A 22,462-nucleotide genomic window follows, 5' to 3' on the forward strand; every position below is an offset into this window, starting at 1 on the left:
AGGCTGGCGTCAGCGCCCGGTTCGTCGGAATGCCGAATGCAGGATTTCGGCAAAGGCGCCGGCATGCGGGCCGTAGCCGCCGTGGTCGCCGGGAAAGGCAACCGGCTCGGTGCCCAGCCTGGCGGCGAGGGCGCGGCCGGGGCCGGCGGCGTCCTGGTTGGATGCTGCGCCGATGCCGATCGCAACCGGCGTTGCGGCGATGCGCAGCCGGTCGATATCGGGCCGGTAGAGCGACAGGGGCATCAGCCCGTGGGCGATGAAATAGTCCATGTTCGCGTCGATCCGGGCAAAGGTTTCCAGGATTTCCGGCGGCAGGTCGGCCGGTCCCCCGGCATCGTCCAGCCCCGCCATCGCCATGAAATCCCGAACCGCGGCGTCGAGACCGTCGCGCCGGTAGGTATCGAGGATCGCCCGGTCCTTGGCGATCGCCACCGAGGGGTCGTCCAGCATCAGGACGCATGGCGGTTCGTGCGCGACCAGGCTGTGCACGCGTTGCGGATGGCGGGCGGCGAGATTGAGCCCGATCTGTGCGCCGCCGCTTGTGCCGAAGACAAAAGCCGGGCCGCCGTCGCCGAGCGCGGCGATCAGCCGGGCTGCGTCGTCGGCATGGACATCCACGTCCTGGTCGGCGGGCGGAGCGTCGAGCGGACTGCGCGAATTGCCGCGCGGATCGTAGGTGACGACCGTGTAGCGCTCGGCAAGCTGCTGCGCGAGCGCGGTGAACACGCCGGCATCGGTCGGCCCGCCGGCGATCATCAAAAGCAGCGGCCCACGGCCGCGAACCTCATAATAGAGCCGCGCGCCGGGAACCTTGAGTGCCGAGGTCTCGGTAGGGTGGGGCATGGCAGGGTCTCCTGTCGCGCGGCGCGGTGCGCCGTCATCGGGTTCTGCCGGGCGAACCGGCGTGCCGGCCCAGGTGGCCAACATGGCCGCGGCCAGGGTCAGAACGGATCGGCGGTTCGGCATTCTCGCTCCTCCCGGCGTGGACGAACTTCAAAAGACTGGACGGTCCAGTACTGCTGTTTGCAAAAAACTAGACTGTCCAGTACCATGTTGTCAACGGGCAAGCGAAACGTAGGGAAGCAGCATGGCAAGGCCTGCATCGGCGCGATCACCGGGCGGCGCCGGCGGCGAGACGCGTTCGGCGCAAAAGCGGCGTGCCATCCTCGATGCCGCCACCGAAGTCTTTCTCAAATGCGGCTATGCCGGCGCCAGCATGGACGAGATCGCCGCCTTGTCCTCGGTGTCCAAGCAGACGGTCTACAAGCAGTTCGAGAGCAAGGAGGCGCTGTTTGTCGAAATCGTCACCAGCATGACCGACGCGGCCGGCGACCGGGTTCTCGGCCGGATGCCCGTTTTCGAAGCCGATGACGACCTCGCGACCTATCTGCACGACTACGCCTATCGACAGCTCACCGTGGTGCTGACGCCGCGCATCATGCAATTGCGCCGTTTGGTGATCGCCGAGGTGAACCGTTTTCCAGACCTGGCGCGTGTGCTTTACCAGCGCGGCCCCGCCCGGGCGCTGGCCGAACTGGCCGCCTTGTTCGAACGCCTGGCCGCGCGCGGCCTTCTTGCGCTCGACGACCCCGCCATGGCCGCCGCGCATTTCAACTGGCTGGTGATGTCGGCCCCGCTCAACCGCGCCATGCTGCTGGGCGATGCCGCGATTCCCGGCCCCGACGAGCTGCGCCGCTGCGCGGTCGAGGGCGTGCGTGTCTTTCTCGCCGCCTATGGCGCCGATCGCCGCGCCTGAACCGCGTATCGCGCAACACCTGGCCGAACGGCCCGCGGCCCGACGAACGCAACCGCTTCCATCCGGCCGTGAAACGGTCTAGAAGCCCGGCCATGACCCACACCGACATTGCGGATACCGAAAAAGCAGGCGCGCGCCCGGGCGATGGCGGGCCGAAGAAGGTCTTTGTCAAGACCTATGGCTGCCAGATGAACGTCTACGATTCCCAGCGCATGTCCGATGCGCTGGCGGCCGACGGCTATGAGCCGACACAGGTCCTGGGAGAAGCCGATCTCGTCCTGCTCAACACCTGCCATATTCGCGAGAAGGCGGCCGAAAAGGTCTATTCCGAGCTTGGTCGCCTCCGCAAGCTGAAGGACGAACGCGCCCGCGCCGGACGAGAGACCGTGATCGGCGTTGCCGGCTGCGTGGCGCAGGCCGAGGGCGAGGAGATTATCGCGCGCGCGCCCGTCGTCGACATCGTCATCGGGCCGCAGACCTATCACCGCCTGCCCGACGCCGTGCGCAAGGTGCGTGCCGGCGGCAAGGTTGTGGAGACCGATTACGCGCTGGAGGACAAGTTCGAGCGCCTGCCACAACTCCACCAGGGCGAGGTCAGGCGGCGCGGCGTCACCGCGTTTCTGACCGTGCAGGAAGGTTGCGACAAGTTCTGCACCTTCTGCGTGGTGCCCTATACGCGCGGCGCCGAGGTGTCGCGCCCGGTGAGCCAGATCGTGGCCGAGGCCGAAAGGCTGGCCGAAGCCGGCGTGCGCGAGATCACCCTTTTGGGCCAGAACGTCAATGCCTGGCACGGCGAGGGTCCGGACGGCAGGCAATGGGGGCTGGGCGAATTGTTGTTCCGGCTGGCCGAGGTTCCCGGCATTGCGCGTCTGCGTTATACGACCAGCCACCCGCGCGACATGGACGATGCGCTGATTGCCGCCCATCGCGACCTCGACGCGCTGATGCCCTATCTGCACCTGCCGGTGCAGTCGGGCTCCGACACCATCCTCAAGGCGATGAACCGCCGCCATACCGCCGCCGACTATCTGCGCCTGGTCGACAGGATCAGGGCCGCCAGGCCCGACATTGCCCTGTCGGGCGATTTCATCGTCGGCTTTCCGGGCGAGAGCGATGCCGATTTCGAGGCGACGATGAAAATCGTGCGCGATGTCACGTTCGTGCAGGCGTTCTCGTTCAAATATTCGCCGCGGCCCGGCACGCCGGGCGCCGAGATGGGCGAGCAGGTCGCCGAAGCGGACAAGGACGAAAGACTGCAGCGTCTCCAGGCGCTTCTCACGACCCAGCAGCGCGCCTTTGCCGACACGCTGGTCGGGCGCAGGACCGACGTGCTGATCGAGAAGCCGGGACGCTCGCCCGGTCAGTGGGCCGGGCGCTCGCCGTGGCTGATGCCGGTGATTCTTGATGAAAAGCCGGGTGAAATCGGCGACATTGTCGATGTGCGAATCACGCGCACGGGCGCCAACAGCCTGTTTGCCGTGACCGCTTGACCGTTGGCACGCGGCAAGCCAGGGAGACGCGTTTGAACGCCGGCACAACTTTGAAGGCGAGCCCGCCCGGGGCCTCCGACATGGCCCATATTGTCCTGACCTTCGACAACAACAAACACGCCAGCGCGCTTTACGGCCAGTTCGACGAGAACCTGGCCAGGCTGGAAAAACAGCTTTCCGTCGATATCCGCTCGAAGGGCAATCAGCTCACGATCCGCGGCGCCGCGTCGGCGGCCGAACAGGCGCGCCGCGCGCTCGATTATCTGTACGATCTGGCCCAGAAGGGTGTCGATCTGTCGTCGTCCGAGGTTGACGGGGCTGTGCGCATGGCGGTCGCCGCCGACGACCAGTTGACGCTGCCGACCCTGGAAAAGAAGGGCAAGATGGCCGCCGCCCAGATCACCACCCGCAAGCGTACGATCTATGCGCGCACGCCCAACCAGGACGCCTATATGCGCGCCCTCGACCGCGCCGAGATGGTCTTCGGCATCGGGCCGGCCGGCACTGGCAAGACCTATCTGGCCGTGGCGCACGCCGCCATGCTGCTCGAGCGCGGACTCGTCGAGCGCGTTATCCTGTCGCGGCCGGCCGTCGAGGCGGGCGAAAGGCTGGGCTTCCTGCCCGGCGACATGAAGGAGAAGGTCGACCCCTATCTGCGTCCGCTCTACGACGCGCTCTACGACATGATGCCGGCCGACAAGGTCGAACGCGCGCTCGCCGCGGGCGTGATCGAGATCGCCCCGCTCGCCTTCATGCGCGGACGCACGCTCGCCCATTCGGCGATCATCCTCGACGAGGCCCAGAACACGACAACCATGCAGATGAAGATGTTTTTGACCCGTCTGGGCGAGGGCGGCCGCATGATCGTTACCGGCGACCCGAGCCAGATCGACCTGCCGCACAACGCCAAGTCCGGCCTGGTCGAGGCCCTGCATGTGCTCGACGAGGTGCCGGGCATCGTCATGGTGCGGTTCGAAGACAAGGACGTCGTGCGCCATCCGCTCGTCGCGGAGATCGTGCGCGCCTATGACCGCCAGAGCGTCGGGCGCGACCATCGCGGGGGCGACGTGTGAGCGATCAATTGTCGGGTGGGGCCGCAAGCGGCCCGCTCGCTGTCGAGGTGACGGTTATCGTTGCCGCCGGCGCATGGGCGTCTCCGGAAAAGCTCGAGCCGCTGGTCGGTACGGCGGCCGGGGCCGTGATCGCGGAACTGGATCTGCGTTCCGGCACCAGCGAGCTCGGCGTGACCTTTAGCGACGATGAGTCGATGCGCGCGCTCAATCGGCAATGGCGCGGCAAGGACAAACCCACCAATGTGCTCTCCTTTCCGGCCTTTCCCGACCAGTCTTTGGACCGGATCCCGCCCATGCTGGGCGACATCGTGCTTGCCTTCGAGACGGTGCGTCGCGAGGCGGGACTGGAAGAAAAGCCCTTCGATCACCATCTCAGCCATCTTCTGGTTCATGGTCTGTTGCATCTTTTGGGGTATGATCATGAAACCGACGACGACGCGGCCCATATGGAGGCGACTGAAAGACGCGTTCTGGCGCGCCTTGGCATCGCCGATCCCTATGCCGCAACTGACCGGAGCGAATGACCGACTGCGATGAACGAACGTGAACAAGCCGCCCCCGCCCCCGAGGCCGGCGGCGATGCGGGCTCGGGCGAACCGCCCGAGGAAAGCTCGAGTACCGAGGCGCCGCCGCAAAATGGCGGACGGGGCCTTGTCCAGAGATTTGTGAGCCTCGTTCGCGGGCGCAACGGGTCGACCCTGCGCGAGGATCTGGCCGACGCGCTCGCCGACGGCCGGCACGATAGCGCCCCGTTTTCGCCGGGCGAACGCGCTATGCTGCACAACATTCTGCGCCTGCGCGAGGTGCGGGTGGAGGATGTCATGGTGCCGCGCGCCGACATCGAGGCCGTCGAACTCTCCACCACGCTCGGCGAGCTTCTGAAAATGTTCGAGGAATCGGGACATTCGCGCATGCCCGTCTATGCCGAATCGCTCGACGATCCGCGCGGCATGGTCCACATCCGCGATGCCGTCACCCAGTTGACGCGCACCGCCCGCACGAAAAAACAGCGCGGAGCCCGGCGCGCGGCGGCCAAGACCGCTGACCTCGACCTCGGCCAGGTCGATCTGTCGCGTACGATCGGGGAGTTGAACCTGACGAGGCCGGTCCTGTTCGTTCCACCCTCCATGCTCGCCTCGGACCTGATGAACCGCATGCGCGCCGCCCGCACCCAGATGGCTCTGGTCATCGACGAATATGGCGGCACGGACGGATTGGCCTCGCTGGAGGATATCGTCGAAATGGTCGTTGGCGATATCGAGGACGAACACGACGACGAAGAGCCGATGATCACCGAGGCGGGCGACGGCGTGTTCGTCGTCGATGCCCGCGCCGAGATCGACGACGTCGCCGAGGCCATCGGCGACGGTTTCGCGGCCGAGGAGCACAGCGAGGATGTCGACACGATCGGCGGCGTCATATTCAACACGCTCGGCCGGGTGCCGGCGCGCGGCGAGGTCGTCCAGGCCGTTCCCGGTTTCGAGTTTCACGTCCTCGACGCCGACCCCCGCCGTGTGAAGCGGGTGCGCATCGTGCAGTTGCGTGTGCCCGGGCGCAGGGCGCGCTCCCTCCGGGACCATTTGACCGACGAAGCCTGACGCGGCCACCCGCCGGATGCCCGGCGGGCTTGTCGCCGGCGACGGTTTCGGGCAAGCCGCGTTTGGCAGTCTCCGGCCGGATTGCTAAATCTCGGGCCACTGATTCGCTGACTGGAACGCTGGATGACCGACCTTGCCGCGCGTGTGATCTTGCTGTGGGGCTGGCGGCGGGTGGTCGTCGCCGTCCTGGCCGGCGCGTGCGCGGTGCTTGCGCTGCCGCCTTATGATTTTTTCCCGGCCGGTTTCGTTTCCTTCACCGTGCTGGTCTGGCTGCTCGACGGCGTGGCGCCCGATCCCGGAGACCGTCTCGTGCGGCGGCTGCGCGGCGCCTTCACCGTCGGCTGGTGGTTCGGTTTCGGCTATTTCGTGGCCGGGCTGTGGTGGGTCGGGCGCGCGCTTCTGGTGGATGCCGACAATTTCGCCTGGGCGCTGCCGATCGCCGTGCTCGGCCTGCCCGCGCTGCTTGCGATCTTCTACGGCCTGGCCGCCGCGCTCGCGCGCCTGGCCTGGGCCGACGGCATCGGACGCGTCGTCGCACTCGCCGCGGCCTTCGGCATCGCCGAATGGCTACGCAGCTTCGTCCTGACCGGCTTTCCCTGGAACGCGGTCGGCTACGCGGCCATGCCGGCGCCGGTTTTGATGCAGTCGGTCGGAATCGTCGGCCTGTTTGGCATGAACGCGCTCGCCGTCCTGGTGTTCGCCATGCCGGCGCTCGCCGGGTTCCGGCGTCATCGCGGCGCGGGCATCGTCGTGGCACTGCTTCTGGTCGGGGCGCATCTGGGTTTTGGCGTCTACCAGCTCTACGGCGCCCCGCCGCCCGAAGGCGGGCGATTGCTGCAGGTCCGGGTGGTGCAGCCTTCCGTTTCCCAAAGCGGCAAGTGGGACCCGCAGGAGCGGGCCCGTATCATGAAGACGCTGCTCGATCTGTCGGCGCGGCCCGCCGCCGACGGCCAGGAGAGACCCGACCTGATCGTATGGCCGGAGACGGCGCTGCCCTTCGTCATCACCGAACGGCCCGACGCGCTGGCCGCGATCGGCGCGATGCTGACACCCGGCCAGACGCTGTTCCTTGGCGCGGTGCGCTCCGAGGCCGCCGCCTCGACCCTGGACGAGCCGCGCTATTACAATGCCGTCGTCGCCATCAATGACGGTGGGGAGATCGTCGATGCCGTCGACAAGCTGCATCTGGTCCCATTCGGCGAATATCTGCCCTTCCAGGACTTTTTGCAGGGCTTCGGTTTCGAAACCGTGGCCGAGACGGTCGGCGGGTTTTCGGCCGGCTCGGCGCGTCGTACCCTGTCCGCGCCAGGTGGCGTCGGCGCGCTGCCGATGATCTGCTACGAGATCATCTTTCCGGACCTTCTGGCCGGTGCGCGCGCCCGCGCTGACATCATCGTGAACGTCACCAACGATGCCTGGTTTGGCGATACGGCCGGTCCATACCAGCATTTCCGCCAGGCACAGGTGCGCGCCGTGGAGACCGGAATGCCGCTGATCAGGGCGGCAAATAACGGAATTTCGGCGGTTGTCGACGAAAAGGGCCGGGTCATTGACGGGTTCGCCCTCGACGCGGTCGGAACCTTTGACGTGGCGCTTTTTGTTCCCGACGTTCAAAGCCGACTGGTGATTGAAACCGGCCGCAATGGACTATTGATTATATTGTTCTTTGCAACCCTGGCTTGTGGTATGAATATCGGTCAGCGGTTACGTTCCAAGTGAGGTGCGAAAGTCGCTAAAGGCAGGCATGAATTGCCAAATCGCCCTCTCTCGCCGCCCGTGATTCTGGGGCTATGGGCATTTGGCGGGAATTCGTTGGAGCCAACTGAAAAGCCCGTGCTAAACGGCGAGGACATCATGCCTGACAACAAGAAGAAGCCGAACCCGATCGATATTCATGTCGGGAGCCGCGTTCGTCTGCGGCGAAACATGCTGGGAATGAGCCAGGAAAAGCTTGGCGAAAGTCTTGGTGTGACGTTTCAGCAGATCCAGAAATACGAAAAGGGTACCAACCGGGTCGGCGCCAGCCGGCTTCAGGCGATCGCATCGATCCTGAACGTGCCGGTGGCGTTCTTTTTCGAGGATGCGCCGGTTGATCACCTGCCGGGAAACAAGGGGTTTTCCGAAGATCGGTCGACAAGCTATGTCGTGGATTTTCTCAGCAGCGCGGAAGGGCTTCAGCTCAACCGCTCCTTCGTGAAGATCTCCGACGCCCGCGTGCGCCGCAAGGTGATCGACCTGGTCAAGGCCCTGGCTTCCGAAGACGAAGCCTAACGACCGGACACGCCGATTTGGACGGGGCGACCGCGCCGGTACGGCGCGGCGCGGCCGTGCAATTCTTGTGCTGCGGGCAACAACGGCGATTGGTTTCTTGACGATGGCGCGCTGATTTCGCTAACAGATGCCCCCGCGAAGTAGGCAATCCTGCCCTTCGCGTTCATTCCAGAGGGGACACCCGTGGCACGCCAGAACTATCTCTTTACCAGCGAATCCGTTTCCGAAGGTCACCCGGACAAGGTCTGTGACCGCATCTCGGACGAAATTGTCGATCTCGTCTACCGCGAAGCCAAAAAAACCGGCATGGACCCGTGGAAGGTCCGCGTGGCCTGCGAAACCCTTGCCACGACCAACCGGGTCGTGATTGCCGGCGAGGTCCGCGTGCCCGAAACCCTGATCAAGAAGGACAAGGCCGGCAATGTCGTGATGGACGCCTCCGGCAACCCGGCCATCAACCCGTCCAAATTCCGTTCGGCCGCGCGCCGGGCGATCCGTTCGATCGGCTATGAGCAGGACGGCTTTCACTGGAAAACCGCCAAGGTCGACGTGCTGCTGCACGCCCAGTCCCCCGACATCGGCCAGGGCGTCGACAGCTCTGCCGACCGCCAGGGCGAGGAAGGCGCCGGCGACCAGGGCATCATGTTCGGCTACGCCTGCCGCGAAACGCCCGATCTCATGCCGGCGCCGATCTACTATTCGCACAAGATCCTCGAACTGCTCGCCGAGGCGCGCAAGTCCGGCGAAGGGGACGCGGCCAAGCTCGGTCCGGACGCCAAGAGCCAGGTGACGGTGCGCTACGTTGACGGCCGTCCGGCCGAGGTCACCCAGATCGTGCTTTCGACCCAGCATCTCGATCCATCCTGGGACAACAAGAAGGTGCGCCAGGTCGTAGAGCCCTATATCCGCGAGGCGCTGTCCGTAGGCGACCTGTCGATCGCCGACGACTGCAACTGGTACATCAACCCGACCGGCAAATTCGTCATCGGCGGCCCCGACGGCGATGCCGGCCTGACCGGCCGCAAGATCATCGTCGACACCTATGGGGGCGCGGCAGCGCATGGCGGCGGCGCCTTCTCGGGCAAGGACACCACCAAGGTCGACCGTTCGGCGGCCTACGCGGCGCGGTATCTCGCCAAGAACGTGGTCGCGGCCAAGCTCGCCGAGCGTTGCTCGATCCAGCTTTCCTACGCGATCGGCGTCGCCCAGCCGCTTTCGGTCTATGTCGATATGCAGGGCACCGGCAAAGTGCCGGAGGAAGTGGTCGAAAAGGCGATTCGCCAGGTGATGGATTTGTCGCCGGGCGGCATTCGTCGCCATCTCGACCTGAACAAGCCGATCTACGCCAAGACGGCCGCATACGGCCATTTCGGCCGTAAGGCCGGTCGGGACGGCTCGTTTTCCTGGGAGAAGACGGATCTCGTCAAGGCGCTGAAGGATGCGGTCGCCGACGAGGACCGCAAAGCCAAGCTCGCCGCCTGAGGCGAGTTCCCGATGACGGAGGATGCGCGCGGCAGCCGGGCCACCGAGGCTTTTTTCGGCCGGCGCCGCGGCAAGACCCTTCGTCCGCGGCAGGCGGCCCTTGTCGACCGCCTGCTGCCGCGTCTGGCCCTCGACCTTTCGGCCGGGGCGCCGCCGCTGACCACGCTGTTTGACGCCGACGTTTCGGATGTCAGGCTCGAGATCGGGTTTGGCGGCGGCGAGCATTTCCTGCACGAGAGCGGGCGTTATCCGCAAACCGGCTTCATCGGCGTCGAGCCGTTCGTAAACGGCATGGCCAAGTTCCTGTCGGCGATCGAGGAAATCCCGCGGCGTAATGTTCGTCTCCACGACGACGACGCGACGGAATTGCTGGACTGGCTGCCGCCGGCCAGTCTCGTCGGCATCGACCTGCTTTATCCCGACCCTTGGCCGAAGCGCCGCCATTGGAAACGCCGCTTCGTCGGCTCGGCCAATCTCGACCGCTTCGCCCGGGTGCTGCGGCCGGGAGGGCGCTTCCGCTTCGCGTCCGACATCGACAGCTACGTCAACTGGACGCTGCTGCATTGCCGCGCCCATCCCGCCTTCGACTGGCAGGCGGCGTCGGCAGAGGACTGGCGCAAGCCTTACGAGGGCTGGCCGGGCACCCGATACGAGGCCAAGGCTCTGCGCGAGGATCGCGTGCCGGCCTATCTGACCTTCACGCGCCGCTGAACGCCTTCAAAGGCGCGCCTTCGTCGAGCGCGGCGTCGCCAGCAACAGGCTGGTCTCGCTGCCGGTGATGCCGGGTATCAGCCGGATACGCCGCAAAACGGCGTCGAACTCGCTCAGCGAGGCGGTTCCGAGCTCGACCACCAGGTCCCAGCGCCCATTGGTCGTGTGCACCGTGGCGACTTCCGCAAACCCGCCCAGCGCCCGGATCACCCGGTCGGCGGCGTGCCCTTCGATCTCGATCATCATGATGCCGCGAACGCGCTGGTCGACCGCGTCGGCGCGCAGGATCACCGTGTAGCCGAGTATGTCGCCGCTCCGCTCCAGGCGCTCCATATGGGCGCGCACGGTTGCCCGCGAGACGCTGAGCGCCATTGCGAGATCGGAGATGCTGCGCCGGGCGTCGTGCCGCAGCAGGGTGATGAGCTTCTGATCCAGCGGATCCATGATTTGACCAGAATGGCAAAACTATCCGCCGATACGCTAGAATATTCTGCAAATTATGCCAAATCATTGTGTTCACTCTGCCGGACCGCTGGGCTCCACTGCCACGGTGACGCGTGACGGGAGTTTGGGCATTGCGATGCAGGATCGTGGGCGCGCCGGTCGAGGATGGCGCCGGCCGTATGGGGTGCGAGATGGGGCCGAGCGCGTTGCGTACGGCGGGTCTGGTCGCCGCCTTGCGCGAACTCGGCCATGAGGTGATCGACATGGGCGCCGCGCGCCCGGCGCCGCCACGGGCGCTGCGTCACGCCAACGCCGCGCTCAAGTCTCTGCCGGAGATAGTCGCCTGGACCGAAGCGCTCGGCGAGGCCGCCTACCAGGCCAGTGCCGACGCGATATCGATCTTTCTCGGCGGCGATCATTCGATATCGGCCGGCACGGTGACCGGCGTGGCGCGGCGGGCGGCCGATAGCGGGCGTCCGCTCTTCGTGCTTTGGCTCGACGCGCACCCCGATTTCCACACGCTCGACACCACCGCCAGCGGCAATCTGCACGGCGTTCCGCTCGCCTATGCCAGCGGCCAGCCCGGTTTCGAGGGTTATTTTCCCGACCTGCCGGCGCCGGTCGATCCGGCGCGAATCTGCGCCTTCGGCCTGCGCAGCGTCGATCCGGCCGAACGCCGCGCGCTGACGGCCGCCGGCGTTACCGTGCACGACATGCGCGCCATCGACGAGCACGGCGCCGCCCCGCTGATGCGCGACTTCATCGCCCGCGTTGCCGCCGAAGACGGTCTTTTGCATGTCAGCCTCGACGTCGATTTCCTCGATCCCGGCATCGCGCCTGCGGTCGGCACGACGGTGCCCGGCGGCGCCACCTTCCGCGAGGCGCACCTGGTGATGGAGATGCTGAGCGACAGCGGCCTGGTCACCAGCCTCGACCTCGTCGAACTCAACCCTTTCCTCGACGAGCGCGGCCGCACCGCCACCTTGCTGGTCGACCTGACCGCCAGCCTGCTTGGCCGGCGGATCATGGACCGTCCCACACGGAGTTTTTGACCATGGGTTACGCCCCTTCCGAACTCGCGCTCGTGCCCTTTGTCAGCGTCGAGAACATGATGCGCATCGTGCACTCCACCGGCATCGAGCGCTTCCTGGCCGAGCTGGCCCGCTATATCGAGGAGGATTTTCGTCGCTGGGAGCTGTTCGACAAGACGCCGCGCATCGCTTCGCATTCGCGCGAGGGCGTGATCGAGCTGATGCCGACCAGCGACGGCGAGGCCTATGGCTTCAAATATGTCAACGGCCATCCCAAGAACACCAGGGAGGGACGCCAGACCGTGACGGCGTTCGGCGTCATGGCCGAGGTCGACACCGGCTATCCCGTGCTGATCACCGAAATGACCATCCTCACCGCGCTGCGCACGGCGGCGATGTCGGCCCTGGCCGCGCGCCATCTGGCGCCCGCCGGCGCCGCCACCATGGCGCTGATCGGCAATGGCGCCCAGTCAGAGTTCCAGGCGATGGCGTTCAAGGCGTTGGTCGGCGTCGAGCGGCTGCGCCTTTTCGATATCGATCGCGACGCCAGCCGCCGCTGCGCGCGCAATCTCGCCGGCCGCGGCTTCGACATCACCCTGTGCGGCGGTCCGCAGGAGGCGGTCGAGGGCGCCGACATCATCACCACCGTCACCGCCGACAAGCAATATGCCACCATCCTGACCGACAACATGGTCGGCCCCGGCATCCACATCAACGCGGTCGGCGGGGACTGTCCGGGCAAGACGGAACTCCATCGCGATATCCTGATGCGATCCTCGATCTTCGTCGAATACCCGCCGCAGACCCGCGTCGAAGGCGAGATACAGCAGCTTGCCGCCGACCATCCCGTCACCGAGCTGTGGCGGGTGATTACCGGCGTGGCGTCCGGTCGCGCCACGCGCGACGAGATCACGCTGTTCGATTCTGTCGGCTTTGCCGTCGAGGATTTTTCCGCCCTGCGCTATATGCGCGCCCTCCTGTCCAGGCTTCCTTTTTTCGACAAGCTCGATCTGCTCGCGGATCCCGACGATCCGCGCGACCTGTTCGGCATGCTGATGCGGGCGCAGCCGCAAACCGTCTGAGCCGTCAAGCGGGACGAGGCGTCGCTGCGCCGGCCCTTGCATTTTACCCCGGTCGGGACTATATCGGCTTCAAATTCTTGGTCGCGATGACGAAGAGTGGGTCCCGCCGGTCCCGCTCTTTTTTGTTACCGGCGACCCCGTCGGAGACCTCATGACCCACGAAGAAAGCGCCGCGACACAGGACGATGACCGCCTGATCCGCGAAAGCGGCGTCGAGGCGCGCGTCGCCGCGCTGATCTGGCCGCTGCTGCGCTCGATGGGTTTTCGCCTCGTGCGGGTTCGGCTTTCCGGCCAGAACGGGCTGACGCTGCAGATCATGGCCGAGCGCGAGGACGGCACCATGACGGTGGCCGATTGCGAGGAGCTGAGCCGCGCGGTCTCGCCGGCGCTCGACGTCGAAGACCTGATCGACAAGGCCTACCATCTCGAGGTTTCCTCGCCCGGCATCGACCGGCCCCTGGTCAGGGTGTCGGACTTTGCGGCCTGGCAGGGCCATCTCGCCAAGCTCGAGACCGCCGTGATGGTTGCCGAGCGCAAGCGTTTCCGCGGTCGCATCGCCGAGGCCGGCGCTGACGGGATCGTGCTGGAGCGCGACCAGGCCAGTTACGGCGACGAGCCCAGGGTGGAGATTCCCTACGACACGATCGCCGATGCCCGGCTGATCCTGACCGACGATTTGATCCGCGATGCGCTGGCCAAGGACAAGCAGGCGCGCCAGGCGGCCAAAAAGCTGCGCGGCGACCAGGCCGACGGCGACAATGACAACGACAACGAACCGCAGACATGACCAAAACGGATCGGCACAACGGCCGGTCCGCGTAAAGGGAGACTGAAATGGCAGTCAGTGCAAACCGTCTCGAACTGCTGCAGATCGCCGACGCTGTGGCGCGCGAGAAGTCGATCGACAAGGAGATCGTGCTCGACGCGATGGCCGACGCGATCCAGAAGGCCGCGCGGTCGCGTTACGGTCAGGAGACCAATATCCGCGCCGACATCAACCCGCAGACTGGCGAGATGAAGCTGCAGCGGCTGATGGAGGTCGTCGAGGCGGTCGAGGAATCGGCCCGCGAGATTTCCATCCAGGAGGCGCGCGAGCGTAATCCCGACGCCCAGGTCGGCGACTTCATCGCCGAGCAGCTGCCGCCGATGGATTTCGGCCGCATCGCCGCCCAGTCGGCCAAGCAGGTCATCGTGCAGAAGGTGCGCGAAGCCGAGCGCGACCGCCAGTACGACGAATACAAGGACCGCATCGGCGAGATCGTCAACGGCTCGGTCAAGCGCGTCGAATACGGCAACGTCATCGTCGATCTCGGCCGCGGCGAGGCCATCATCCGGCGCGACGAATTGATCCCGCGCGAACTGTTCAAATATGGCGACCGCGTGCGCGCCTATGTCTATGACGTGCGCCGCGAACAGCGCGGGCCGCAGATTTTCCTGTCGCGCACCCATCCGCAGTTCATGGCCAAGCTGTTCACCATGGAAGTTCCGGAGATCTATGACGGCATCATCGAGATCAAGTCGGTGGCACGCGATCCCGGCTCGCGGGCCAAGATCGCGGTGATCTCGCGCGATTCCTCCATCGATCCGGTCGGCGCCTGCGTTGGCATGCGCGGCAGCCGTGTGCAGGCGGTCGTCGGGGAGTTGCAGGGCGAAAAGATCGACATCATCCCCTGGTCGCCCGACGCCGCGTCCTTCATCGTCAACGCGCTGCAGCCGGCCGAGGTCGCCAAGGTCGTTCTCGACGAGGATGCAGAGCGCATCGAGGTCGTGGTGCCCGACGAGCAATTGTCGCTGGCCATCGGCCGGCGCGGCCAGAACGTGCGCCTCGCCTCCCAGCTCACCGGCTGGGATATCGACATCCTGACCGAGGAAGAGGAATCGCAGCGCCGGCAGAAGGAGTTCGTCGAACGCTCCAACCTGTTCATGGACGCGCTCAATGTCGACGAGATGGTCGGCCAGGTCCTGGCGTCGGAAGGCTTCACCTCGGTGGTGGAAGTCGCCTATGTCGAGGCCGACGAAATCTCTTCGATCGACGGCTTTGACGACGATACCGCCAGCGAGATCCAGGCCCGGGCGCGCGAATATCTGGATCGCATCGAGGCGGAGAACGACGCCCGGCGCCAGGAATTGGGCGTCTCCGACGATCTGCGCGAGATTCCCGGCGTCACCACCGCGATGATGGTCGCCTTCGGCGAGGACGGCGTCCAGTCCCTTGAGGACTTCGCCGGCTACGCGGTCGACGACCTGGTGGGCTGGAAAGAGCGCAAGGACGGGGAGACCAAGATCTATCCGGGCATTCTCACCGATTTCGACGTGTCGCGCGAAGATGCCGAGCAGATGGTGGTTGTCGCCCGCATGAAGATGGGCTGGATCACCGAGGAGGATCTTGCACCGCCGGCCGAGGACGCCGAAGAGGCCGGTCAGGACGGAGCGACGGAAGCCGCCGGCGCATGATGCGCCGCGCCGCGACGGTGACGGGAGCGCTTTTTGGACGCGATGGGCGAGCGGACATGCATTGTGACGCGCCGCACGGTGGAACCGGAGGATCTGATCCGGTTCGTGGCCGGGCCGGACATGTCCGTCGTTCCCGACCTGAAGCGCAACCTTCCCGGCCGCGGTTGCTGGGTCACCGCCGAACGCGCGCGGGTTGACGAGGCGGCAAGGAAGAATATCTTCCGCAAGGCGCTGAAGGCGCCGGTCGAGGCCGATCAGGCCCTTGGCGCGCAGGTCGACGGGCTGCTTGCGAAATCGGCGCTCGGTGCGCTTGGGCTTGCGCGCAAGGCCGGGATCGTGGCATTGGGTGCGGCAAAGGTCGATGCCGCCATCCGTAGCGGGCGGGCGCTGTTTGCGCTCCACGCAACCGACGCCTCGGAAGACGGCGTACGCAAACTGAATCAGGCCCGGCGCGCGGTGTTGCTGGCCGGCGGCCCCGACATACCGGCGTTCAGGCTCTTTTCGGAAGCGGAAATGAGTTTGGCATTCGGGGGGGCAAATGTGATACATGCTGCCGTGCTCGGTGCGGAAACGAGCGCGGCGGTACAAAGGCGCGTTGTTGCGCTGGAACGGTACCGGGGCGGGCACCCCGAACGCCGCGAGAAAGTTGACGGCGAGTCCGCGAGGACGGCGTCCCACAAGGATACGGAATGACGGATACGAAATCGGGCGACGACAAGACGCTGAGCATGAATACCAAGAAGACCCTGACCCTGAAGCGGCCGGGAGTCGAGCAGGGGACGGTGCGCCAGAATTTCTCGCATGGACGCACAAAATCCGTGGTCGTCGAAACCAAAAAGCGCAAATTCTCCGTGCCGGGCGAAAAGCAGGAGCCGGCGGCGCCGGTCGCGCTCGCGCCGCGTGCCCAGCCGGCGCCCAAGCCCGCGCCGGCGCCGGTCGCCAAGGAACCGCCCAAGCCGGCTGCCGCCGAGGGGCGCTCCGGTCTCGTGCTCAACGAATTGTCGACCGAGGAGATGGAAGCGCGTCGCCGCGCTCTTGAGGGCTCCAAGGTTCGTGAGGTCGAGGAACGCAGGCGCGCCCAGGAAGATGCCGCGCGCCGCGCCGAGGAAGATGAGCGCCGCCGCAAGGAGCGTGAGGAATCCGCCCGCCGGCAGGCCGAGGAGGAAACGCGCCTCAAGGCCGAGGCCGAGGCGCGCAGCCGTGCCGAGGAAGAGGCGCGCCGCAGGGCGCCCGAACCGGCGCTGGTGCCCGTTGCCGACGACGATGATCGAGACGCCAAGCGCAAGACCAAGCCGTCATTGCCGCCCAAGCGCATCGCCACGCCCGAACCCGCGCGGCCGGCCCGTCCGCGTGTCGGCGAGGATCGCCGCCGCGGCAAGCTGACCCTCAACAGCGCGCTTGCCGGCGACGAGGCGCGTGGCCGTTCGCTGTCGGCTATGCGTCGCCGCCAGGAGAAGTTCAAGCGCTCCCAGCACCAGGAAGCGCGCGAGAAGATCGCCCGCGAGGTGATCCTGCCGGAGACGATCACCATCCAGGAGCTGGCCGGCCGCATGGCCGAGCGTGCCGTGGACGTGGTCAAGTTCTTCATGAAGCAGGGCCAGATCCTTAAACCCGGCGACGTCATCGACGCCGATACCGCGGAGCTGGTGGCGGTCGAGTTTGGCCATACGGTCAAGCGCGTCGCCGAATCCGATGTCGAGGAAGGGCTGTTCAACATTCCCGACAAGCCGGAAAACCGCGAAACGCGGCCGCCTGTCGTCACCATCATGGGCCATGTCGACCACGGCAAGACGTCGCTGCTCGACGCCATCCGCCACGCCAACGTGGTGTCCGGCGAGGCCGGCGGCATCACCCAGCATATCGGTGCCTACCAGGTCGAGCAGGACGGACAGAAGATCACCTTCATCGACACGCCCGGCCACGCCGCCTTCACCCAGATGCGTGCGCGCGGCGCGCAGGCGACCGACATTGCGATCCTGGTCGTCGCCGCCGATGACAGCGTCATGCCGCAGACGGTCGAATCGATCAACCACGCCAAGGCGGCCGGGGTCCCGATCATCGTGGCGATCAACAAGATCGACAAGCCGGAGGCCGACCCGCAGAAGGTTCGCACCGAACTGCTTCAGCACGAGGTGTTCGTGGAATCGATGGGCGGCGAGGTGCTCGACGTCGAGGTGTCCGCCGTCAAGGGCACCAATCTCGACAAGCTGCTCGAGGCGATCCTGCTGCAGGCCGAACTGCTCGACCTGAAGGCCGATCCCGAGCGGACCTCCGAGGGCGTCGTCATCGAGGCCAAGCTCGACAAGGGGCGCGGCCCGGTCGCCACCGTTCTGGTGCAGACCGGCAAGCTCCTGCCCGGCGACATCATCGTCGCCGGCAACGAATGGGGCAAGGTGCGCGCGCTCGTCAACGATCGCGGCGAGCAATTGTCCGACGCGGGCCCGTCCATGCCGGTCGAGGTTCTCGGCCTGCAGGGCACGCCGCAGGCCGGCGACCGCTTCGCCACGGTGGAAAACGAGGCCCGTGCCCGCGAGATCTCGGAATACCGACAGCGCAAGGCGCGCGAGATGGCTGTCGCCAAGCATGCCGGCCAGCGCGGCTCGCTCGAGCAGATGATGTCGCAATTGCAGTCGAGCGGGCTCAAGGAATTCCCGCTGCTGATCAAGGGCGACGTCCAGGGCTCGATCGAGGCGATCGTCGCCGCGCTCGACAAGCTCGGCACCGACGAGGTGCGCGCGCGCATCGTCCATTCGGGCGCCGGCGGCATCACCGAGAGCGACATCTCGCTTGCCGAGACATCGAACGCGGCCATCATCGGCTTCAACGTCCGCGCCAACAGGCAGGCGCGCGACGCCGCCGAGCAGGCTGGTATCGAAATCCGCTACTACAACATCATCTACAACCTCGTGGACGATGTGAAGGCGGCGATGTCTGGCCTGTTGTCGCCGGAGCGTCGCGAGACCTTCCTGGGCAACGCCGAGATTCTCGAGGTCTTCAACATCACCAAGGTCGGCAAGGTCGCCGGCTGCCGTGTCAGCGAAGGCAAGGTCGAGCGCGGCGCGGGCGTGCGCCTGATCCGCGACAACGTCGTCATCCACGAAGGCAAGCTGAAGACGCTCAAGCGCTTCAAGGACGAGGTGCCGGAAGTGCCTGCCGGCCAGGAATGCGGCATGGCCTTCGAGAATTACGAGGACATCCGCGCCGGCGACGTGATCGAGTGCTTCCGCGTGGAAGAAGTGGCGCGCACGCTTTAACGTCGTTCCGACGCGAAGCTGCCCAGCGGCGCGGCCCGAACGGGCCGTCGCCGCCCGGGTCCTCTGCTGGAGCCTGCCATGCTTGCATCACACATGCCGGATGATGGCGGGGTCGAACTCCGCTATCACCTGACCGAACAGGACTATCTTGCCATGATGGAGGCAAGGACGCGCTGGCGCACCGGGCGGATCGGCCGGATGGTGTTGTGGGCCGCGGTGGTTCTTAATGTCGGTGTCGGAGCTTGGCTGCTGCTGGGCGCGCTTGTGACCGCGACGCCACTTGCCGTCGAGCATTTTCTCAACCTCGGCCTGGCTACGCTGATCGTCGCCTGGTTGGCCCTTTATCTGCCATGGCTGCGCCGCAGGAATTTCCGCCGCATGAAGCTTGCCGACAAGCCTGTCCATCTGGTTGCCGACCGCGAGGCCGTAAAGCTGCGGATCGGTGACGATGACAGTCGCACCGCGTGGCGCGAGTTCGAGCGCGGCCATCGCACGGCGGCGCATTTCTTCTTCTGGCTCAATCCCGCCATCGCGCTGATCGTGCCGCTGCGCGCCTTCCCCGATGAGGCGCTGTGCGAGCGGTTCTGGCGCCTCGCCCAGGAAGGAGTTCCCACCACAAATGGCTGAAAAACTGCCCTCCCAGCGCCAGCTCCGCGTCGGCGAGCAGGTGCGCCATGCGCTTTCCGACGTGCTGCTGCGCGGCGAAGTGCGCGACGAACTGATCGAAAACACCGTGATTTCGATTTCGGAAGTGCGCATGTCGCCGGATCTGAAGATCGCCACGGCATTTATCTCGCCGCTCGGCGTGAAGGACAATCAGGCAGTCGTCAAGGCACTGGCACGCAACGCGAAATTCATACGAGGCCGCGTTTCCGGCGCTCTCAAGCAAATGAAATACATGCCCCAGTTCCGCTTTCGGCTCGATACCAGCTTCGACAATATGGCCAAGATCGACGAGTTGCTGCGTTCGCCCGAAGTGTCCCGCGATCTTGGTGATGACGGGGAGAGGGACGAATGACGCTGGCGGCGGCGCGGATTTTTCGGTTTTTGTCGGGGGCGGCGTAAGAAATGGCGCGGCGTGGCAAGAAAAAGGGGCGTTCCGTCTCCGGCTGGCTGGTGTTCGACAAACCCGTCGGCATGGGTTCGACCGAGGCGGTCTCCAAGATCAAATGGCTGTTCAAGGCCGACAAGGCGGGCCATGCCGGCACGCTTGACCCGCTCGCCTCCGGCATGCTGCCGATCGCGCTCGGCGAGGCGACCAAGACCGTGCCTTACGTGATGGACGGCGCCAAGGTCTACCGCTTCACCATCGCCTGGGGCGAGGCGCGTTCGACCGACGATCTGGAGGGGCATGTGACGGCCACCTCGGACCGGCGTCCGAGCGAGGCCGACATCCGCGCCCTGTTGCCCGACTATACCGGCCTCATCATGCAGGTGCCGCCGCAGTTCTCGGCCGTCAAGATCGCCGGCGAGCGCGCCTACGACATCGCCCGGGAGGGCGAGATCGTCGATATTCCCGCCCGCGAGGTCGAGATCGGTCGGCTCGACCTCCTTGAGTGCCCGGATGAATACAGCGCGGTCTTCGAGATCGAATGCGGCAAGGGCACCTATGTGCGCTCGCTCGCGCGCGATATGGGACGCGACCTGGGCTGTCATGGCCACATTGCCGTCCTGCGCCGGGTCGAGGTCGATCCTTTCGTGGCCGACGATTTGGTGACGCTGGCGGCACTTGAAGCCGCCGCCGCCGAGGCCCGCCCGCAAGGCGAGCCGGGAGAGGACGGCCAAATCGTCGACACGCGTCCCGACAAGGAACGCTTCGCCGCGCTCGACGCGCTGCTGGTCGACACCGGCGCCGCGCTCGACTGTCTTCCCGAAGTCGCCGTCAGCGATGATGCCGCCCAGCGTATCCGGCTCGGCAATCCGGTCATAATCCGTGGCCGCGACGCGCCGGTCGAGGCGCCCGAGGCCTATGCCACGGCGCGCGGCCGTCTGGTTGCGATCGGCGCCGTGGAGGCGGGCATGTTCAAGCCGAAGCGGGTCTTCACCGGTCGCTGAGGCCGCCTCCGCCGCGCGTCAGCCGGCTGTCGGCGTATTTGCCCTTGCGACGGCGGCGATTTTTGCGCCTACTTGCCGCATGAGCGGGAAAACCAAGGGCAAGACGAAATTCGTGTCGCGCCATCGCGCCCCCGTTGGCGCGCCGCCCGGCACGCTGGTGCATGACGAGCGCGCCTCGCCGACCGGCATCCGCCTGACCATCATTTCCAACGACCATGTCGAAGAAATCGCCGAGGCTTCGCTGGCGGCGATCGAAAAGGCCATGAAGTCGGGCAAGCGGCTGTGGGTCGACGTGACCGGACTGGCCGACCTTCAGCTTCTGGGCGCGATCGGCGCATTGTTTTCGATCGAGGAACTGGCGCTCGAGGACATCGCCAACACCAGTCAGCGCCCCAAGGTCGACACTTACGAGGCGCACGCCCTGATCGTCGTGCATATGTTCGACGGCAAGAGCGTGGATTCCAAGGAACAGTTTGCGATCCTGTTCGACGGGCGCCATGTTGTGACCTTCCAGGAGCGCCCCGGCGATTGCCTCGAGCCGGTCCGCAAACGGCTGCGCCAGCCGGCTGGGCGGATCCGCACGCGCGGGGCGGCCTATTTTGTCTACGCGATCCTCGACACGATCCTCGACGCCTATTTTCCGATGCTCGAGACGATCGGCGACGAGCTGGAGGACCTGGAGGACAAGATCACCAAGGACCCGCATCCGCGCGATGTCGGGCGCCTGCACCAGCTCAAGCGCGAACTGCTCGTCATCAAGCGCGCGCTGTGGCCGGCGCGCGAGATGCTGTCGGCGATGAGCCGTGAGGAACTCGGCCTTATCCCCAGCGAGGTGGGCTATTTCCTGCGCGATACCTACGATCATGCCATCCAGCTGATCGACATCGTGGAAACCTATCGCGAGCTCGCGACCGGGTTGCTGGACCTTTATCTGTCGAGCGTCTCGACCAAGATGAACGAGGTGATGAAGGTGCTCACCATCATCTCCACCATCTTCATTCCCTTGTCTTTCCTGGCCGGTATCTGGGGCATGAATTTCGCACCCGATTCCACCTGGAACATGCCGGAGCTTCGCTGGCGCTATGGCTATCCGGTCGCGCTGACGATTATGGTCGTGATCGCGGTCGGGCTGTTATATCTGTTTCGGCGCAAGCGCTGGCTGTGAGGCGCCGGCGAACAAAACCAAGGGGAACCCCATGCGACATACGATCGTCTTCGGCTTCGCGACCCTGTTTTCCGTGCTTGCCGTGGGGTTGGCGCGCGCCTGCGACGGCCCGCCCGTGTGCACGGTCGTCGACCCGACGGGTACGCCGCTCAATGTGCGCGAGGGGCCGAACGGCCCCATCCTGTCGACCCTGAACAAGGGCGCCAAGGTGGAAATCGTCGCCCATCGCGACCATGAAGGCTCGCGCTGGGCCTTGGTCGGCAAATATGCGGAGGCGTGGGGCTGGGTTTTCGGCGCCTATCTCGATTGCACGGGCGAGGACGGGATCGGGCGCGTGTGTGTCGTGGCCGATCCGACCGGCACGCCCCTCAATATCCGCGAGGAGCCGAACGGCGCGATCCTCGGCACCTGGGCGAACGGCGTGCGTGTGCGGCCCTATGAGGAGCGGCTGCATAACGGCAAGACCTGGTACGCCGTCGAACGGCTCGCCGAAGACAACGCCGTCGGCTGGGTCTACGATCCCTATCTCAAATGCGAGGAGGACGAGGCGCACTGAATTTCGCGTCGTGATCCGGTCTGCGGGCGTGCGAGGTCCC

The 22,462-nt window shown here is 65.8% G+C and carries 22 protein-coding genes; 20 read left to right on the plus strand and 2 right to left on the minus strand.

Annotation, left to right across the window (positions count from 1 at the left end; all coding sequences use genetic code 11):
* Positions 1 to 9 precede the first annotated feature (9 nt).
* Positions 10 to 843 carry an alpha/beta fold hydrolase gene (locus ACT2B0_RS00625; protein ID WP_473460479.1) on the minus strand — a complete coding sequence of 278 codons (834 nt, stop codon included), beginning with the start codon at positions 841 to 843 and terminating at the stop codon, positions 10 to 12.
* 244 nt (positions 844 to 1,087) lie between these two features.
* On the opposite strand from ACT2B0_RS00625, the gene ACT2B0_RS00630 reads away from it, so the two are divergent.
* The 9 genes from ACT2B0_RS00630 (at position 1,088) to trmB (ending at position 10,381) form a co-directional block, all read left to right on the plus strand.
* The gene (locus tag ACT2B0_RS00630) at positions 1,088 to 1,756 is read left to right on the plus strand and encodes a TetR/AcrR family transcriptional regulator (RefSeq protein ID WP_473460480.1); all 669 of its coding nucleotides are present in this window, start codon (positions 1,088 to 1,090) and stop codon (positions 1,754 to 1,756) included.
* A gap of 92 nt (positions 1,757 to 1,848) precedes the next feature.
* Positions 1,849 to 3,246: a tRNA (N6-isopentenyl adenosine(37)-C2)-methylthiotransferase MiaB gene (miaB, locus tag ACT2B0_RS00635; RefSeq protein WP_473460482.1), complete on the plus strand. Its 1,398-nt coding sequence runs from the start codon at positions 1,849 to 1,851 to the stop codon at positions 3,244 to 3,246.
* Positions 3,247 to 3,326: 80 nt separating this feature from the next.
* Entirely contained in the window at positions 3,327 to 4,319 is a 993-nt protein-coding gene (locus tag ACT2B0_RS00640) for a PhoH family protein (RefSeq protein WP_473466179.1), read from the plus strand.
* Entirely contained in the window at positions 4,316 to 4,843 is a 528-nt protein-coding gene (gene ybeY, locus ACT2B0_RS00645) for an rRNA maturation RNase YbeY (RefSeq protein WP_473460484.1), read from the plus strand. Before ACT2B0_RS00640 ends, ybeY begins: the two co-directional genes overlap by 4 nt.
* A gap of 9 nt (positions 4,844 to 4,852) precedes the next feature.
* Positions 4,853 to 5,917 carry a hemolysin family protein gene (locus tag ACT2B0_RS00650; RefSeq protein WP_473460486.1) on the plus strand — a complete coding sequence of 355 codons (1,065 nt, stop codon included), beginning with the start codon at positions 4,853 to 4,855 and terminating at the stop codon, positions 5,915 to 5,917.
* A gap of 123 nt (positions 5,918 to 6,040) precedes the next feature.
* On the plus strand, positions 6,041 to 7,636 hold the full coding sequence (gene lnt, locus ACT2B0_RS00655) for an apolipoprotein N-acyltransferase (protein WP_473460488.1): 1,596 nt from the start codon (positions 6,041 to 6,043) through the stop codon (positions 7,634 to 7,636).
* A 135-nt stretch (positions 7,637 to 7,771) separates the two neighbouring features.
* Positions 7,772 to 8,188 carry a helix-turn-helix domain-containing protein gene (locus tag ACT2B0_RS00660; RefSeq protein WP_156713747.1) on the plus strand — a complete coding sequence of 139 codons (417 nt, stop codon included), beginning with the start codon at positions 7,772 to 7,774 and terminating at the stop codon, positions 8,186 to 8,188.
* Positions 8,189 to 8,371: 183 nt separating this feature from the next.
* Positions 8,372 to 9,670, plus strand: a complete 1,299-nt coding sequence (gene metK, locus ACT2B0_RS00665; RefSeq protein ID WP_473460490.1) for a methionine adenosyltransferase — start codon at positions 8,372 to 8,374, stop codon at positions 9,668 to 9,670.
* Between the two features lie 12 nt (positions 9,671 to 9,682).
* Positions 9,683 to 10,381: a tRNA (guanine(46)-N(7))-methyltransferase TrmB gene (gene trmB, locus ACT2B0_RS00670; protein ID WP_473460492.1), complete on the plus strand. Its 699-nt coding sequence runs from the start codon at positions 9,683 to 9,685 to the stop codon at positions 10,379 to 10,381.
* 6 nt (positions 10,382 to 10,387) lie between these two features.
* Here trmB and ACT2B0_RS00675 read toward each other — a convergent pair whose 3' ends face one another.
* Complete coding sequence (locus ACT2B0_RS00675; RefSeq protein ID WP_473460494.1) at positions 10,388 to 10,825, minus strand: Lrp/AsnC family transcriptional regulator; 438 nt, start codon at positions 10,823 to 10,825, stop codon at positions 10,388 to 10,390.
* Positions 10,826 to 10,956: 131 nt separating this feature from the next.
* On the opposite strand from ACT2B0_RS00675, the gene rocF reads away from it, so the two are divergent.
* The 11 genes from rocF (at position 10,957) to ACT2B0_RS00730 (ending at position 22,422) form a co-directional block, all read left to right on the plus strand.
* Positions 10,957 to 11,877, plus strand: a complete 921-nt coding sequence (rocF, locus tag ACT2B0_RS00680; RefSeq protein ID WP_473460496.1) for an arginase — start codon at positions 10,957 to 10,959, stop codon at positions 11,875 to 11,877.
* 2 nt (positions 11,878 to 11,879) lie between these two features.
* On the plus strand, positions 11,880 to 12,938 hold the full coding sequence (locus tag ACT2B0_RS00685) for an ornithine cyclodeaminase (RefSeq protein ID WP_473460497.1): 1,059 nt from the start codon (positions 11,880 to 11,882) through the stop codon (positions 12,936 to 12,938).
* A 151-nt stretch (positions 12,939 to 13,089) separates the two neighbouring features.
* A complete protein-coding gene (gene rimP, locus ACT2B0_RS00690; RefSeq protein WP_473460499.1) occupies positions 13,090 to 13,725 on the plus strand; it encodes a ribosome maturation factor RimP in 636 nt (211 codons plus the stop codon).
* A 47-nt stretch (positions 13,726 to 13,772) separates the two neighbouring features.
* Positions 13,773 to 15,392: a transcription termination factor NusA gene (gene nusA / locus ACT2B0_RS00695; protein ID WP_473460501.1), complete on the plus strand. Its 1,620-nt coding sequence runs from the start codon at positions 13,773 to 13,775 to the stop codon at positions 15,390 to 15,392.
* A 42-nt stretch (positions 15,393 to 15,434) separates the two neighbouring features.
* Positions 15,435 to 16,085 carry an RNA-binding protein gene (locus tag ACT2B0_RS00700; RefSeq protein ID WP_473466182.1) on the plus strand — a complete coding sequence of 217 codons (651 nt, stop codon included), beginning with the start codon at positions 15,435 to 15,437 and terminating at the stop codon, positions 16,083 to 16,085.
* A complete protein-coding gene (gene infB, locus ACT2B0_RS00705) occupies positions 16,082 to 18,646 on the plus strand; it encodes a translation initiation factor IF-2 (protein ID WP_473460502.1) in 2,565 nt (854 codons plus the stop codon). The genes ACT2B0_RS00700 and infB overlap by 4 nt, the downstream gene beginning before the upstream one ends.
* A 78-nt stretch (positions 18,647 to 18,724) precedes the next feature.
* On the plus strand, positions 18,725 to 19,273 hold the full coding sequence (locus tag ACT2B0_RS00710; protein WP_473460504.1) for a YcxB family protein: 549 nt from the start codon (positions 18,725 to 18,727) through the stop codon (positions 19,271 to 19,273).
* The gene (gene rbfA, locus ACT2B0_RS00715) at positions 19,266 to 19,664 is read left to right on the plus strand and encodes a 30S ribosome-binding factor RbfA (RefSeq protein ID WP_473460506.1); all 399 of its coding nucleotides are present in this window, start codon (positions 19,266 to 19,268) and stop codon (positions 19,662 to 19,664) included. Before ACT2B0_RS00710 ends, rbfA begins: the two co-directional genes overlap by 8 nt.
* 50 nt (positions 19,665 to 19,714) lie before the next feature.
* On the plus strand, positions 19,715 to 20,701 hold the full coding sequence (gene truB / locus ACT2B0_RS00720) for a tRNA pseudouridine(55) synthase TruB (protein ID WP_481658439.1): 987 nt from the start codon (positions 19,715 to 19,717) through the stop codon (positions 20,699 to 20,701).
* 79 nt (positions 20,702 to 20,780) lie between these two features.
* Positions 20,781 to 21,866, plus strand: coding sequence for a magnesium/cobalt transporter CorA (corA, locus tag ACT2B0_RS00725; RefSeq protein WP_197435155.1), 1,086 nt, complete (start codon positions 20,781 to 20,783; stop codon positions 21,864 to 21,866).
* A gap of 31 nt (positions 21,867 to 21,897) precedes the next feature.
* A complete protein-coding gene (locus ACT2B0_RS00730) occupies positions 21,898 to 22,422 on the plus strand; it encodes an SH3 domain-containing protein (RefSeq protein ID WP_473460510.1) in 525 nt (174 codons plus the stop codon).
* Positions 22,423 to 22,462: the final 40 nt, after the last annotated feature.

This window comes from Nitratireductor sp. J20-h4 (genome assembly GCF_056780505.1).